This is a genomic window from Vibrio sp. 10N (genome assembly GCF_036245475.1).
GTDB lineage: Bacteria > Pseudomonadota > Gammaproteobacteria > Enterobacterales > Vibrionaceae > Vibrio.
On sequence record NZ_BTPM01000001.1, the window covers coordinates 2,055,933 to 2,071,102 of the forward strand.

Annotated in this window: 17 protein-coding genes and 2 tRNA genes; 6 read left to right on the top strand and 13 right to left on the bottom strand. The window is 45.6% G+C overall.

Translation table 11 applies throughout. The annotated features are described in order from the left end of the window. Nucleotides 1-343 precede the first annotated feature (343 nt). From AAA946_RS09570 to AAA946_RS09585, 4 genes are all read right to left on the bottom strand, one after another. Nucleotides 344-1,036: a hypothetical protein gene (locus AAA946_RS09570; RefSeq protein WP_338164655.1), complete on the bottom strand. Its 693-nt coding sequence runs from the start codon at nt 1,034-1,036 to the stop codon at nt 344-346. Between the two features lie 265 nt (nt 1,037-1,301). Then, nucleotides 1,302-1,378 (bottom strand) — tRNA-Val (locus tag AAA946_RS09575). A 39-nt stretch (nt 1,379-1,417) separates the two neighbouring features. Then, nucleotides 1,418-1,494 (bottom strand) — tRNA-Val (locus tag AAA946_RS09580). A 180-nt stretch (nt 1,495-1,674) separates the two neighbouring features. Continuing rightward, entirely contained in the window at nt 1,675-2,340 is a 666-nt protein-coding gene (locus AAA946_RS09585) for a DUF2726 domain-containing protein (RefSeq protein ID WP_338165814.1), read from the bottom strand. Nucleotides 2,341-2,479: 139 nt separating this feature from the next. On the opposite strand from AAA946_RS09585, the gene AAA946_RS09590 reads away from it, so the two are divergent. Beyond that, nucleotides 2,480-3,016, top strand: coding sequence for a lipocalin family protein (locus AAA946_RS09590; RefSeq protein WP_338164656.1), 537 nt, complete (start codon nt 2,480-2,482; stop codon nt 3,014-3,016). Between the two features lie 10 nt (nt 3,017-3,026). On the opposite strand, the gene AAA946_RS09595 is transcribed toward AAA946_RS09590, so the two are convergent. Continuing rightward, entirely contained in the window at nt 3,027-3,788 is a 762-nt protein-coding gene (locus tag AAA946_RS09595; RefSeq protein WP_338164657.1) for an MBL fold metallo-hydrolase, read from the bottom strand. Nucleotides 3,789-3,898: 110 nt separating this feature from the next. Between AAA946_RS09595 and AAA946_RS09600 the strand changes: the two genes are divergently transcribed. Continuing rightward, entirely contained in the window at nt 3,899-4,615 is a 717-nt protein-coding gene (locus AAA946_RS09600; RefSeq protein WP_338164658.1) for a glycerophosphodiester phosphodiesterase family protein, read from the top strand. A 1-nt stretch (nt 4,616) separates the two neighbouring features. On the opposite strand, the gene AAA946_RS09605 is transcribed toward AAA946_RS09600, so the two are convergent. Beyond that, nucleotides 4,617-5,534, bottom strand: coding sequence for a LysR family transcriptional regulator (locus tag AAA946_RS09605; protein ID WP_338164659.1), 918 nt, complete (start codon nt 5,532-5,534; stop codon nt 4,617-4,619). A gap of 102 nt (nt 5,535-5,636) precedes the next feature. Here AAA946_RS09605 and AAA946_RS09610 point away from each other — a divergent pair, with 102 nt between their 5' ends. Together AAA946_RS09610 and AAA946_RS09615 are read left to right on the top strand one after the other, a co-directional pair. Then, entirely contained in the window at nt 5,637-6,557 is a 921-nt protein-coding gene (locus tag AAA946_RS09610) for a DMT family transporter (RefSeq protein WP_338164660.1), read from the top strand. Between the two features lie 116 nt (nt 6,558-6,673). Then, complete coding sequence (locus AAA946_RS09615) at nt 6,674-7,780, top strand: M20/M25/M40 family metallo-hydrolase (RefSeq protein WP_338164661.1); 1,107 nt, start codon at nt 6,674-6,676, stop codon at nt 7,778-7,780. 55 nt (nt 7,781-7,835) lie between these two features. Here the strand turns inward: AAA946_RS09615 and AAA946_RS09620 are convergent, their stop codons facing one another. The 3 genes from AAA946_RS09620 to AAA946_RS09630 are packed head-to-tail and all read right to left on the bottom strand — an operon-like array spanning nt 7,836 to nt 9,049. Continuing rightward, nucleotides 7,836-8,189: a ribosome recycling factor family protein gene (locus tag AAA946_RS09620; RefSeq protein ID WP_338164662.1), complete on the bottom strand. Its 354-nt coding sequence runs from the start codon at nt 8,187-8,189 to the stop codon at nt 7,836-7,838. Beyond that, nucleotides 8,168-8,605, bottom strand: coding sequence for a DUF3859 domain-containing protein (locus AAA946_RS09625; protein ID WP_338164663.1), 438 nt, complete (start codon nt 8,603-8,605; stop codon nt 8,168-8,170). Before AAA946_RS09625 ends, AAA946_RS09620 begins: the two co-directional genes overlap by 22 nt. 39 nt (nt 8,606-8,644) lie before the next feature. Next, nucleotides 8,645-9,049 carry an ATP-binding protein gene (locus AAA946_RS09630; RefSeq protein ID WP_338164664.1) on the bottom strand — a complete coding sequence of 135 codons (405 nt, stop codon included), beginning with the start codon at nt 9,047-9,049 and terminating at the stop codon, nt 8,645-8,647. Nucleotides 9,050-9,188: 139 nt separating this feature from the next. Here AAA946_RS09630 and metA point away from each other — a divergent pair, with 139 nt between their 5' ends. After that, complete coding sequence (metA, locus tag AAA946_RS09635) at nt 9,189-10,130, top strand: homoserine O-acetyltransferase MetA (protein WP_338164665.1); 942 nt, start codon at nt 9,189-9,191, stop codon at nt 10,128-10,130. A gap of 35 nt (nt 10,131-10,165) precedes the next feature. Here metA and AAA946_RS09640 read toward each other — a convergent pair whose 3' ends face one another. Both AAA946_RS09640 and AAA946_RS09645 read right to left on the bottom strand, forming a co-directional pair. After that, entirely contained in the window at nt 10,166-10,417 is a 252-nt protein-coding gene (locus AAA946_RS09640) for a DUF3081 family protein (RefSeq protein WP_112461074.1), read from the bottom strand. Nucleotides 10,418-10,512: 95 nt separating this feature from the next. Next, on the bottom strand, nt 10,513-12,192 hold the full coding sequence (locus AAA946_RS09645; RefSeq protein WP_338164666.1) for an AMP-binding protein: 1,680 nt from the start codon (nt 12,190-12,192) through the stop codon (nt 10,513-10,515). A 221-nt stretch (nt 12,193-12,413) separates the two neighbouring features. Here AAA946_RS09645 and pilW point away from each other — a divergent pair, with 221 nt between their 5' ends. After that, nucleotides 12,414-13,139: a type IV pilus biogenesis/stability protein PilW gene (gene pilW, locus AAA946_RS09650; protein WP_338164667.1), complete on the top strand. Its 726-nt coding sequence runs from the start codon at nt 12,414-12,416 to the stop codon at nt 13,137-13,139. A 198-nt stretch (nt 13,140-13,337) separates the two neighbouring features. On the opposite strand, the gene rlmF is transcribed toward pilW, so the two are convergent. Continuing rightward, nucleotides 13,338-14,393 (bottom strand): 23S rRNA (adenine(1618)-N(6))-methyltransferase RlmF, encoded by a 1,056-nt coding sequence (rlmF, locus tag AAA946_RS09655; RefSeq protein ID WP_338164668.1) that lies wholly within the window; start codon nt 14,391-14,393, stop codon nt 13,338-13,340. Then, the gene (locus tag AAA946_RS09660; protein ID WP_112461191.1) at nt 14,377-14,886 is read right to left on the bottom strand and encodes a YgjP-like metallopeptidase domain-containing protein; all 510 of its coding nucleotides are present in this window, start codon (nt 14,884-14,886) and stop codon (nt 14,377-14,379) included. The genes rlmF and AAA946_RS09660 overlap by 17 nt, the downstream gene beginning before the upstream one ends. Nucleotides 14,887-15,170 lie beyond the last annotated feature (284 nt).

Consider the following 15,170-nt stretch of genomic DNA (forward strand, 5'->3'; position numbering starts at 1 on the left):
TCTACCATTAATGTGTATTCTGTTAGAACCCAACAACAAAAAGTTGATCTTAGTTCCACTAATTGGCAGTCTAGTTCAATGTTTAATCGGAGCTAACACGTTGTTTTTGTTATTTAATTAAACTCATATAGGGCGCGATAAAGGCAAAGGTTAGACACAAGTACCTGCGTTGCTGTTAGTAGTATGTTGGATGGGATTGGCCGGGTAGATTTTGTTTAACCGAATGAGATATTGGTACAGTGTGCAATGAGAGTAATAAACAAGAAATTATTATTCAGAAGTGAAATAACCAGAAAAGCAAAAAAAGCCCATATATGGGCTTTTCTGAAGTGTGGGGTATTAATTAGCTCGGACGACTCATCTTAACGCGCTGTTTAACTCGGTCGATACGCTCTTTATCGATACGCTGTTTTAGCTGAGGCTTAATGTCTGCCACCGGAATAGCCTTCCATTCGCCCTCATGATAGACAACGACATAAGATGCGCGGCTAATCTCCTCTCTAACAACCCACTTACCGTCATCAATACGCTTCACATCACCGCGAACATTCCCATCGGGACCTCGGACCGTCCAAGTACCATTATCGTTTTTACTGCCTGTAATGGTATGGTCCGTATGCAGCGAAGAGATCGTAATCACATCGCCTTGAACTACGATTTCACCAACACGGACACCATTGTATGTAATGGAATATAGCGTCTCTCCTTCCGATTCGCGCTCTTTGACCGTAGAGATCTTCGCATTCGGATTAACCGGTGATTCATACTCTGGTAGGTGAACAGGCACACCTAAATCCAAATCTGGAATGTAAACATAGCCGAAGTCAAAGCCAAAATCAGGCTCTGTTGGCTCAGAGCCTTCTGGCGCGCTGTTACCATAGCCAGGATCGACATTCTCAAAGCCTAGGTCACCATCAAACTCAGGTAGTGGTTCTGTCGGCGATGAGCTTCCGCCACTTGATGAGCAGCCAGCAAGTAAAGCGACAGCAAGTGCAGAGCAAACTAGTTTAGATTTGTGAATCGAGGTTAATTTCATGATGTTTTGCCTTCATGTTTTAAGATGTGCAAATCCTAAACGCCTCGAGTTATTCAAACTATAGGGCACAATCTATTTCTGATATTTACAACCTAAATATCACGCACTATCGGCTGTTTAAAAGGCTTAACCGTTTTGGACAAATAAGAACGGCATTGTGCCGGCAATCATATAACGACGAGCATTGGGTGCTGAAAAAGCAAAGAAAAGTAGATATGTTCGGATAAAAAAAAGCCCGCTTGAAAAGCGGGCTTTTTCGAAAATTTGGTGGGTCCGGGCGAACTCGAATCGCCGACCCCTACCATGTCAAGGTAGTACTCTAACCAACTGAGCTACGGACCCAAATTTTTGTTCCATTCTGAATAAGCATTCAGAGAAGGATGGTGGGTCCGGGCGAACTCGAATCGCCGACCCCTACCATGTCAAGGTAGTACTCTAACCAACTGAGCTACGGACCCATCTCTCTGGAACGAGAAGGATATTAACCAGACTACCTGAGCTGTGCAAGCACATTTTTGTGTTTTTGGTACCGTTTGGTCTATTCGCCATCAATTCGACTCTTTTTTATGCGTCAGTGGCGAAAAAATGTGAAGGCTATCAGGTTGTTGGCTATTTATCGAAACTGATAAACGGAATGATTATGCCGATTCCTCATCGTCAAACACCACATTATAGTTCTCTGTATACTGGCACAGTGGTTGACGGCTACATGTGAAAAAGCGTCGACCTTTAAACTCACCTTGCATTGCAGTCTTGATCGTCATTGGACTGCCGCAACGTTTACAAAAACGCACTTCTTTATCCGGTTCAATCAAATCGATGTGTGCGGCGAGCAAGCGGCGAATTTTACCCACTTGATAGCTCAGTTTCACCGAAGCACCGATTAATGGAATGTTAGCTGATTTACATACTTGCATAATCAATCGCTGGCGTTCAATTTTGCCTTTATGCAATTTCTGGCCATTATCATATTCAATGATCACGCGTGGCTGCATCGTTCTTGGGTCACAGACTACAAAATCAAAGTAGCTTTTAGCGATGACATTATTAGCAATAAACCACTGCTTCTTGCTCTTTGTTTGTTGAGGAGTCACCACATTGGCCATGCTGACTTTGGTTAAAATCACCCCATGCTCCCCCACCGCCTCTTTTAATGCGTTATAAAAAGCGGTTTGTGCTGATGACAAAATTGGGCCTTTCACTTTGTACTGATAGGACTTGGTATCTTCCTGTTTCACAAAATATTTAAGCGCAACCATGGAAAAGCCCACCAGCAGAGCAAAGATAATAAAAATCTCAAACATGTTTTCAGCAATACCCAATCGCAATAGACACAATACTTGCCCAGATTAAGCGCAATAGTCACCAGATGCAATCTTTGTAAACTGACTCGTGCAAAGTGTCGTATATTCAGTAAGTAACCAATCTAACTGAGGTTTTAAGATGAAACGACTTGGTCATTATTTTCTGCTTTCCATTAGCGTGTTCCTTTTGGGCTGCACTGGTATGCCAGAGACGGTTAAACCCGTAACCAACTTTGAGCTCGACCGATACCTAGGCAAATGGTATGAAGTCGCGAGACTAGACCACAGCTTTGAGCGCGGTCTAGATAATGTATCTGCGACCTACTCACTTAATGAAGACGGCAGCGTTAAAGTGCTCAACCGTGGTTGGGATACAGAGGATCTAGAGTGGTCAGAAGCGGAAGGCAAAGCTAAGTTTGTAGAGTCTGAGGACATTGCTCATCTGAAAGTATCCTTTTTTGGACCTTTCTATGGAAGTTATGTTGTCTACTACTTAGAACCTGATTACTCAGTGGCATTGGTAAGCGGCTACAACTCTGATTATTTTTGGATCCTGTCAAGAACACCGACGATTGAAGCCAGTCAGCTTGAGCAATATGTCGAGCGTGCGAAAAGCGCCGGATTTGCTACCGATAGTTTGATCTTCCCAAATCACGATAAAGCAAAAGTGAACTAACTCTCGCTTGCTAACCTCTTGCGAGCAAAGACTTAACCAAGCTTTTAAGTTTAATCTTGGTCACGCGCCAATGGGTTACCGGCCTTATTGGCGCTGTTTCCAGGATATGTTGCTTGGCCTCTTCATCAAATGAAACTGGGCCTCGATGAGCAAGCAACACCTGCTCGGCATTGAGCTTATATACTTTGTCGATCGAACTTCGATATTGGTTGGGGTGAAAAACAGGAAAAGGGGCGATTAGACGCTGCTTTACTTCCACCATAAGATCCGCCACATAAACCGTTGACTGCTTGGCGTTGTATACTGAAATATCACGATCTGTATGACCTGGAGTCGTGAGCACCTGCCAATCTTCAAAATACGGCAAAGTGTCACCGTCACTGACTACATGATCAACATTGAGTTTACGTCGATACCACAAGTTACGTTTCGGCTTGCCCATTCGACTTGCCATATACCAGGCTAAAACCAAATCCGTTAGGTGCATGACCACCCCATCAACTCCCGCATACCAAGCTTTTGGCTGACCACTGGAGACAATTTCTGCGCCGGTTAACGCTTTCAACCTATGAGCCGCTCCCGCGTGGTCGGGGTGCATGTGCGTGACAACTATGGCTTTGAGATCCGCGATAGGACGATTCAGTTCGTCTCGAATATAGCGTAAAATTGTCCCGACATCGGCACGGCTTGCACCGTCCAGTAACAGCAATTTATCTGGATACTCAGCGAGATAGATCTGTTGGATATAACCTGAAATCTGATGGATTTTCATAAGCCTTGCTAACTGGTCAGACAACCTTGATGCAAGATAACCCGTTATTAACAATATTGCAACAAGCCCTATTCTATATAGCGATGGTCATCGCTTACTGAGGTTCATTTATGAGTGTCATTTATGTGGGTCATAGAGGTGTAGCTGGAACGCACCCAGAAAACACCATGGTTAGTGTTCAACAGGCGCACACGCTAGGATTACAATGGATTGAAGTGGATGTTCAGCCCACCAAAGACGATGTATTGGTGGTCTGTCATGACCACACTGTGAACCGATGCAGTGATGGCAAAGGGAGAGTCGATGCACTGACGATGCAGCAGCTAAGCACCCTGGATTTTGGTAACTGGAAGGGCGAGGCCTTTCAACACGAACCTATCATGACATTATCTCAGTTGTTGGATTATTGTAATGAAAACAACATGTGTATCAATATAGAGGTGAAAGTTGATCGCCACGACCCGCTTCATGTCGTGTCGCTGCTGCGCTCTGAGCTGGAACAACACCCAATTAACAAAGAACGCCTTATTGTCTCAAGCTTCAGTGCTGATGTAATGCAAGCGCTCTATGATGCCAACTTAAACGTACGCCTCGGGGTACTCACCAAACGTCTAAACCGAAAAGCCATCGCCACTATTCAAAACGTTAACGCTTTCAGCTGTCATCTAGACTACAAGTGGCTCACCGCGAACCATATCAATATGCTGCGCGAACTTGAGGTGGAGATATGGTGCTATACTGTCAACAATCCCAAGTCATTCAAGCACCTCGATAAAGTAGACGCCATCTTTACCGATTACCCTACACGGTTTCTAACGTCCGACTAAGTTATGCGTCAGGTTTTAACGACTCGACCATGAAGTCTATAAATGCGCGCCGCCGAGCAGGCATGAACTTAGATTGAGGAAATTGCAACGTGATCTCACCTTGATAGCGTGAGATCACTCGCCACTCTGGCAACACTTCAATCACCTCACCGTTTCGCAGCGCTTCATCTACCACAAACTCAGGAAAAATACCGATCCCTAGCCCTTCTTTGACCGCGTTAAGACGTATTTCTGAATGATTGACTGAATATGGCCCTTCCACTTCCACTTTGACATTCTCGTCCCCTTTGGAAAAGCGCCATACATTGTCATTAGGCTGCTCGTTTAAATAGAGACAGCTATGCTGAGACAAGTTCTCTGGGTGAAAAGGAATGCCATTGATTTGCAAATAACTGCGGCTAGCACATAGAACCGCGTTGATATGCCCGAGCGACTTCGCAACTAAGTTCTCTCTGGGGAAGTGCGTCAACTCAAACACAAAGTCGAGGTTGTGGCCAAACGGGTCGATAAACTCATCACTGACCATAAGGCGCAGTTTTGCTTTCGGATATCTGGCAAGAAACTCGAGCATTAATGGTTGGAGAATACGGCGACTAAATGCTTTCGGCGCTGCAATACGAAGCTCCCCTGTAACCTCCCCTAGCTCTTGGCTGGTCACGTGAACAATATCATCAGCAGAGTCTAGGATCTTCTGACTAAACTCATACACAATCTTCCCCATTTCCGTGGTCACTTGTTTTCTTGTTGTACGCTCAAGTAAATCCGCATTCAAAGCCGTCTCTAGTCGGCTAATCTGACGACTAACACCAGAAGGCGTTACTCCAAGACGCTGTGAGGCTGCCGTAAAGCTACCGGAATCAACCACAGTGACGAACGCCACAATGTCCGGTAGTAATGCCATGAGCTTATTTGTGTCCATCAGTCACAAGTCCTATGAAGTTTGGAAGTATTATCACATTAATATTCATAAGTTAGCATAACCGTATAGATACATGCATTCAACTTTATGGTGAGAGTGGATATGGAAACAAATTTCGCTAACAAGATCTCATTTCATTGGGCAATCATAGGCTTACTTGTCGTATCCATTGTTTGGGGCACAAGCTACGGTGTCTCCAAACAAATATTGAATCAACTCTCCGTGGTCGAACTGCTTTTGATTCGGTTTGTCATTAGCTGCGCTGTACTGATGAGCGTTATCTATTACAAGCAACAAATCAGAATGTTCATTTCTCAGTGGCGTCGTTACCTACAAGTTGGAGTCTCAACAGGGCTTATCTTAAGCTGCATTTTCTTAACCGAAACCTGGGCTGTTAAATTGGCTCAAGCTGGACAAGTCGCGGTATTGATTAGCCTATGCGTGCTTTTCACACCATTGCTAGAAACGGCATGGCTCAAAGTCAAACTTCCTAAGGGAATCATGCTGTTTTGCTTCATAGGTTTTACTGGCATGGTGATGATAGCAAGCCCTAATGAGCTGAGCTTAGACCTCGGGGTTGGATTGGTGATCATCGCAGCCCTGCTCCGAGCCGTGATGGTGGTTGCGTGCCGTAAAGCGTTTACTAAAACGCCATTAGAAATCGAAATTATCACCCTAATTCAATTGTCGGTGGTGACGCTGGTCAGCTTCTGTCTCGTTTTATTAGATTCTGATAGACCGGCTCTGATTAGCATTCTACAAACACTCAATAGTCACGATTGGGTGAGCCTACTCTATCTAGCACTTTGTTGTACATTGCTGGCGTTCTTTGTCCAAAACTACGCCGTTAAACACTTGCCCGCCAGTCAGGCATCACTGCTTATGGGAACTGAGCCAATGTTTGGATTGCTGTTTGCTAGCCTGTTCCTAAGTGAAACCATGTCTCCAGTGCAATGGTTAGGGTGCTTCATTGTCATAACCACTACGATTGCAGCTTGTTACAAATTTTCAGAACAAAAATAGTCCGAACGACAGTCAGATTAACTATATGGCGACACTTTTATTGATTTATCTCAGGTCTTGGTGTGTTCAGTAACGTGTAAAGTGGTCTTCCCTGTTTCATAACGTGAAGTGACCCCATGACTCAAGTAAATACAGAGCGCCTCGTAAACCATTTTTGTGAACTAGTAAAAATCGACAGTGAATCTGGCAACGAAAAAGCCGTCGCTGAAGCAATCGCAGAACAACTTGGTGAGCTAGGCTTTGTGGTAAGCAAATTGCCAGTACCAGAGCAATACACCAACGGCTTTAACGTCTACGGACGTTTAGAGGGCAAACAAGAAGGCAGCATCGTCTTCAGTGCTCACATGGACACAGTAACACCAGGCATCGGTATCGAGCCTATCATCGAAGATGGCATCATCCGCTCAAAGGGCGACACTATCCTTGGTGGTGACGACAAATCAGGTATTGCGGCAGTGATGGAAGCCGTTCGTTGCTTACAGGAACAAAACCGCGAACACAAAACGATTGAAGTTGCATTCACCGTTCATGAAGAAGGTGGTCTGTTTGGATCTGAGCATTTCGACATGTCTTACATTCAATCGAAAAACGCGATCGTATTAGATACAGGTGGCCCAATCGGCACTATCGTTACTGGTGCACCTGGTCAGCAAAAAATCGTTGCTAAGATCAAAGGTCGCCCAGCTCACGCAGGCCTAGCGCCAGAAGAAGGCATCAGTGCCGCTATGGTTGCAGCAGACGCTATCGCTAACATGAAGCTGCTACGCATCGACGAGCAAACCACAGCAAACATCGGCTCAGTTAACGGCGGTCAAGCAACAAACATTGTTATGCCTGAGCTAACCGTTGTTGCAGAAGCGCGCTCTCTTGATAGCGACAAGCTAACCGCACAAGTTAACCACATGGTTGAGACGTTCCAAGCATCTGCTGAGAAGTTTGGTGCAGAGGTTGAGATTGAGTCAACTCGCGCTTACGACGCGTTTGTTATTGCTGAAGATGATGCACACGTTCTGAAGATCAAAGAAGTGTTTGCGTCAAACGGCGTGGAAGCAAACACTAAGCACACTGGCGGTGGCAGCGATGCGAACAACTTCAACGAGAAAGGTTTAACAACTGTGAACCTATCTACCGGTATGTCTAAAGTACACACCACAGAAGAGTTCATCGCTGTTGATGACATGGTGAAGATCACTGACTTTGTGATTAGCTACGTAACTGCTTAATCACACAGTAAAAATAGAAGCCGCCTCCGCTCTCAGCGAGGCGGCTTTTTTATCATCACAGATCTTCAAACTCATCAATCGCCGCACGAGCTTCTGCCAGCGTACACCCAGATTGATACATCAAATCAGCCACAGTGATCTCCGGCTCCCTCTCAAGGAGTTCTTGAATGGGTGATTTGTAGCCATCAAGGACTTTATCTATCGCAACAGAAATCCAGCCGACATTGGCCTCGATAGAGAACTTTGATAATGCAGAAGGCTCTCCGCTCAGCGTCCAGTTGCGAGAGCGCCGGATACGCTTTAACGTACAACCATATTTCACTGCGCAGGCCATGACGATAGATTTATCTTCCACGCGGTGAACGAAGCTGTTCAGCCTTACCGACACTAAAAACCGCGACGTTTCCAAAACTGACCTTCATCTCTTGCTGTGACTTTAAAGGTTTTTTCTGCAATGGTTTTACCTTGCATCTCAATCACCATGCGCCAATCACCCAAGTTACTTTCAAGGCCGTTGATGGGATCGAGTAATTGAATGGTATCGCCAAGGTAGAAGTCCCAGTCATTGCTACCGACATGTTCTTCGCCATCAAATGGCGCTAACACTTGCCCTTTTTTACTCAGCACGCCAGGGTGATAGATACAATATCGAATCTTCTCCCCTTTGGCCTTTTTGATATTAACAATAAAACCAAATTCAATATGCTCATCCGCAGGCACGATAGTCGTGAATTCTTGAATCTTCGGGAGATCTTTAGAGCCAGAATCCCAAGTGGAGTAAATGCCATAAGAGGTCATTTCTACAACAGGTGAACGTTTCGCCATGGTGATTTTTCTTTTAATGTTCCGTACTAATGGTTGGGATTAATCTTGCCAGCGTTTTTGCATAGACGCTATGACATCATCACTGACACCGTGAATATTTGGGTACCGACCTCGGCAAACGATGATCTCAAGCTCAGCTTGATAGCGCTTAGCGAGTGTTTTGTAAATCTTCATCTCCCACAAGCGAACAAACGTGTTGGCAACCACCACATCTTGGTTGGCAGCAAGCGCCGATTCCACTTGCTTTTGACACCAGGCATGAGCATCGGCGATTTTACTCGCATCATAACAATACTCGCCATCGGCATTCACAAAATACATATCGGCCTCGTAGTGAGCCGCGTTGAGGGTCTTGGCTAACGTACTTTTCCCAGAGCCAGGCAAGCCACGAATGAGCGTTAGTTTCAAACTCGTTTCCGCTATCAGTTTATGCAAAGACATCATTGTACCTTGTCTTGACACCATTGGTAGCGCGCGTGCAGTCGGACGTAAGCTAAAATTAATTATCGACAAGAAATAACGTTTGCGTTAGTTTAGATGTATAGACGTCCAGAAGACCAAAACAGAGCTTAGGGAGAAAGCTGTGCCAATTAAGATCCCCGATCAACTGCCCGCATCCAATGTATTGCAACAAGAGAACATCTTTGTAATGTCGGAAACGCGTGCGGCGACCCAAGAAATCCGTCCGCTTAAAGTGTTGATCCTCAATTTGATGCCCAAGAAAATTGAAACTGAAACTCAGTTTTTGAGGCTACTCTCTAATAGCCCACTGCAAGTCGATGTAGAGCTGCTGCGCATTGACGATCGCCCAAGTAAAAATACACCAACGGAACACTTAGATACCTTCTATCGCCAGTTTGAAACCATCAAGAATCGAAATTTCGATGGTCTCATCATCACCGGTGCACCACTCGGTTTGGTTCAGTTTGAGGATGTGATTTATTGGGAGCACCTTCAGACCATCATGAACTGGGCAAGTAAACACGTCACCTCTACACTCTATGTGTGCTGGGCTGCCCAAGCTGGCCTTAAGCTACTTTACGATCTGCCAAAACGTACTCGTAAAGAAAAACTCTCTGGTGTTTACCACCACGAGATTCACGAGCCGTATCACCCTATCTTACGTGGCTTTGATGACACTTTCCTAGCGCCGCATTCTCGATATGCCGATTTCTCACCTGAATATCTAGAGTCACATACTGATCTTGATATTTTGGCCACATCGGATGTCGCAGGCGTCTACCTTGCCGCGACCAAGGATAAACGCAATGTGTTTGTTACGGGTCACCCAGAGTATGACTCTAACACGCTACATAACGAGTATGTACGTGATCTTGGTGAGGGAATGGAGCCCGCTATCCCAATCAACTACTATCCAAACAACAACCCTGACAACAAGCCCGTTGCAAGCTGGCGCAGTCATGGACACCTATTATTTGCCAACTGGTTGAACTACTGCGTTTACCAACAAACGCCGTACGATCTGGATCACTTCAGTGAAGATGCTTTCACCAAAGACGAATAACGGGCTAATTTGTGCCTCCCACTTTGGGGGGCACGTTACTTCGCTAAAAGCGCCACTTTTTTCAAAAAGCTATCACGCAAGTGCTCTTGGTCATATTCAAGATGATACGTGTTGTGAAAGCCCACTTTGAGTTCTACACCATTGCCCCGCATATAGACATTGTACCCATCGTAATCGGAGTAGGCTTCAACGCCTTCATAGATTTTGCCAAATTCGGTGTCTGTACCGTTCTCCATCACCGCGTCATACGCTCGAAGAATTTTGTTGGGATCAAGTTCGTTTCTCATCGCTATCTCCTTCAAACAAAAAAAGCCACATTTTAAGTGTGGCTTAGTAGTACGTATTGCGCCAGTTTAGCGGCGCTTCATCTGAACGTTGTGTTCTATTGATCGCGCAGTTCGCGCCTTAAGATCTTGCCTACGTTGGTTTTTGGCAGCTCGTCTCTAAATTCAATAAACGTTGGAATTTTATAGCCGGTCAAGTGTTTGCGGCAGTGCTGCTTAATTTCATCCGCGGTGACATTGCCGTTAGCAACGACAAACAGTTTCACGCGCTCACCGGCGACATCATCTGGAATCCCCACTGCCGCCGCCTCGGTCACTTTCGGGTGCAAGGTTGCAACTTCTTCAACTTCTGTAGGGAACACATTGAAGCCAGACACTAAAATCATGTCCTTTTTACGATCTTCAATGTAAAAAATGCCGTCCTCATCCATTCGGCCAATATCACCAGAATAGAGCCAACCGTCTTCTGCAAGAATCGCTTGGGTTTCAGCATCTTGCTTCCAGTAGCCTTTCATCACTTGTGGGCCGCGAATTTGAATTTCACCCACTTGATTCACGCCAAGCGACTGACCTTGCTCATCGACAATACGCAATTCCGTGCTTGGCAACGGCACACCAACCGCCGCAACGTAGGCTTGCTGAGTATGTACGCCGCCCGCAACGACAGGTGAACACTCTGTCAGACCATAGCCCTCGATGATTGGCATTCCCGTGATTTTTTGCCATTCATCGGCAACATGCTTTTGAGTCGCCATGCCACCAGCAATCGTGAATTCTGCGTTTGAAAAATCGAGCGTTTTGAACTTCTCATGCTTATTAAGTGCCGCAAGCAAGGTATTCAAACCAAAGATCATGGTAAACGGATACTTACTCAAATCATTAACGAAGCTGTTCAGATCACGAGGGTTGGTGATCAATAGATTACTTGCTCCCATGTACATCATTAGCATCATGCTGACCGAGTTAGCAAAGATATGGTAAAGCGGTAGTGGCGTCACCGCGCGCTCTTGATCTTTCGCGGTGCGCGGTCCGAAGTGCCCAAATACCTGAAGCACATTGGCAATAATGTTGCGGTGTGTCAGCATCGCCCCTTTAGCAAGTCCAGTTGTCCCACCTGTATATTGCAAGTATGCCAAATCATCACGGGTTAATTCTGGCTCAACAAAGGTCATTTGTTTGCCATCCGTCAGTGCACGGCGAAGTGAGATGGCACCGGGTAAGTTGTATTTAGGCACCATCTTTTTTACATACTTAACGACAAAATTCACCAAGGTGCGCTTATGTGGCGCAAGTGCATCACCGATACTGGTTAAAATCACGTGCTTAATGCTGGTCTTTTCAATCACTTGCTGCAAGCTATTACCAAAGTTGGTTACGGCAACAATGATGGTGGCGCCTGAATCACGAAGCTGATGCTCAAGCTCACGCGGCGTATACAGCGGATTGACGTTCACTACCACAAGACCCGCTTTTAGCGCACCTAAGATAGCAATAGGATATTGCAGAAGGTTTGGCATCATCAGTGCAATACGATCGCCTTTTTTAGCGTGAAGTTCCGTTTGTAAATAGGCCGCAAACGCATCGCTCTTTTCGTTCAATTGACGATACGTCAAAGAATGCCCCATGTTCACAAATGCAGTGTTATCGGCAAACTTCTCAAAAGGCGCTTTAAACATCTCATTGATGTTGGCGTACTGGTCAACATCAACAAATTCAGGCACATCACTTGGGTAAGTCTTTAGCCAAGGTTTATGTCCGTTGCGGTTCGCATTGCTCATCAAATTCATACCTTCATAGTTAGACCTAGCTACTTTATCTAAGAAGGGGTGCGGACTAAAGAATTGAGTGATTATTCTAATTTGATCGCTTGTTTTATAAGCAGTTATGTCATTCACAGATCAGAGTTTGTGTTGTGTGTCGCAGCAACATACCGCCACCTCCCCGCCGTTCAGCCCAGCTTTTAAAATGATCACGACTATCAATATATGAGTAAAAACGAATGAAACTCATCTTGGCAATGTTATCTGCGTTTATTATTTCGTTCACATCCGGGTGTGTGACCGTCGGTGAAGAGTCGAAGATGAGTGCGGCACCCATTGACGCCGCCGAAACTCGAATAGAACTGGGGCTTGCTTACATGAAACGAAAGCAATACAGCCGTGCCAAGCAAGACTTCGAAAAAGCGCTCGAATTCGCCCCTAAGTATCACCGAAGCCACCTGTCTATGGCTTACTATTACGAGGCTGTAGGTGAGTTTGAACACGCCAGCGATGCTTATCAAACCGCGCTAAAGGTCTCGCCAAATAATGGCGAGGTCTACCACAATTACGGCACTTTTCTCTGTAAGCGTAGTGAATATGATCAAGCAGAGGCCATGTTAGTCGCCGCCACAGAGCAGCCAAATTACTACCAAATTGCCGAAAGTTACGAGAACGCTGGCTTGTGTGCCCTTAAAGCAGAGCGGCCAACAGAAGCGAGAACGTTTTTTGAAAAGGCATTAGAACATGATCCTTATCGACCCAACGCGACCATTCAGCTTGCAGCCATTGAAGTCAACGCAGGTGATTACAACAAAGCGCGAGCACGACTTTTAAAGTTCCATCATAGGTTTGGCTATCAAGAACCAAGCTTATCTGTACTTCGTAATTTGGAGCGAAAGGTGGGGAATGTGGCTTTGGCTGAAAAGTACCAGGCGCTGTTAGATGACTTAAGAAATGACAGTTAACGGGCGTGGACTTGGCTGCCGAAACAACCTCGTCATCTACTATCACGGTCATCCCCATTTTCCGTCATCTCCTTGAAAAAGGAGATCTCTCAAAGCCAGTGACTCGCACAAACTGGGGTAACACTCGCTGACAAAGATCCTCGTTTTCACGAGGATGACGCTGTTTTTATGGAACTATAAACACAAATAAATAGCTAATTACAACAAATGCCCACTCAAAGTCAGACGTTGCTCGTGACTCATAAATGACCATGCCACAAAGCGGCTTTTCTTCTGACCTTGAGCCATTTCTTGAATAAGTACATGAGTCGCACCGAGTTTCTCTAGGCGTTTTTGCAATGGGCGAATATTGTCCTTCTTAGAAAGCAGGGTCGAGAACCAAATCACTTGGTGCGCGAACTTCTTACTCTCGTTTGCCATATTCAGAACAAATGCTTCCTCACCACCTGGACACCAAAGCTCCGCATTTTGGCCGCCAAAATTGAGCCCTTCACTCTTTTTCGCTGGCTGACTCTCTTCCTGTGACAGATCGCCACGCTGCTCTCTATTTTTAGCTAGATTCGCGTTCTTACGATCAGTGCCCTTCTGCGCATCTTCCGCAGACTTATGGAACGGAGGGTTACAGGTTGTCGCGACAAACACATCACCATGTTGAATCACACCCTCAAAAATGTGTTCACTTTGAGTTTGGTGTCTTAACTCAATTTTTCTCGCCAGTTTGTCATTCTGTAATACGTTGTTTTTTGCGCTTTCTAGCGAGCCTTCATCGACGTCGCTTCCAACCCAATTCCAGTGGTATTGGGTCGCTCCAACAATCGGATAGATGCAGTTGGCACCAACGCCTATATCCAACGCGGTCACTTTAAGGCGTGCTTTAGCAGGACGGTCTTGCATTAAGTCGTGTTGCAACCATTCGTTGAGTCGGTGAATGTAGTCCGCGCGTCCTGGGATCGGTGGGCACAGATACCCATTTGGAATATCCCAGTGGCTTAATCCGTAATACGCTTTTAGCAGAGCGCGATTGAGCACTTTTACTGACTCGGAATTGGAAAACGCAATGCTCATATCGCCATGTGGGTTTTTCACCACGTGGTCTGCCAATCCAGGTTCCGCTTCAATCAGACGTTTAAAGTCATAGCGGCCCTGGTGTTTGTTGTTGGCATGAAGCCCGCTTGCTTTACGCTTGTCGACAACCATAGTCGAGGGCTTATCTTGCTTGCGAGGTCGTTGATTAAATTTATTTTGACGAGTCATTGAGAAGTTCTTTATAGATCATAAAAAGGCGCGCATCGAACTCAAGCTGATGGTAGTCAGGTTCCATATGACAACATAGTTGATAAAACGCTTTATCGTGGTTCTTTTCTTTGATGTGGGCGAGTTCATGAACCACCAGCATACGCAGCAAAGGCTCTGGTGCATCTTTGAACACGGACGCTATGCGGATCTCGTTCTTTGCCTTGAGTTTGCCACCATGCGCGCGCGAGATATAGGTATGCAGACCAAGCGCATTATTGATGAGGTGGATCTTATTGTCCCAAATGACTTTCGAGATGGGCGGCGTTTTTTTCATGTAACGCTGCTTAATGTCCATAGTGTAATCGAAAAGCGCTTTTTCGCTCTTAATTTGATGACGTTCTGGAAAGCGCTTTTCAAACCATTGAATAAAACGACCCGACGACACCATACCATCGATCTGCTCGACAAGATGTTGAGGATAACCTGATATGTACTTGAGATATGGGCTCATAACCATTGCGGTGTTGCTATCAAAGAGCGCGCTATTCTAACGAGGCTAAGAGATGAAATAAAGAACCGATGTAATTAGGTAACGATTCATATCGTGGAATGTGGGCCGTTTTACTCACCACAACCACGCTTCCTAGCTTTAACCCTATCACCCTCAACACAATCCCTTCATCCTCAACACAATCCCGTCACCCTCAACACAATCCCTTCATCCTCAACACAATCCCGTCATCCTCAACACAATCCCGTCATCCTCACGAAAGTGAGGATCTCTCAAAGCGCGTA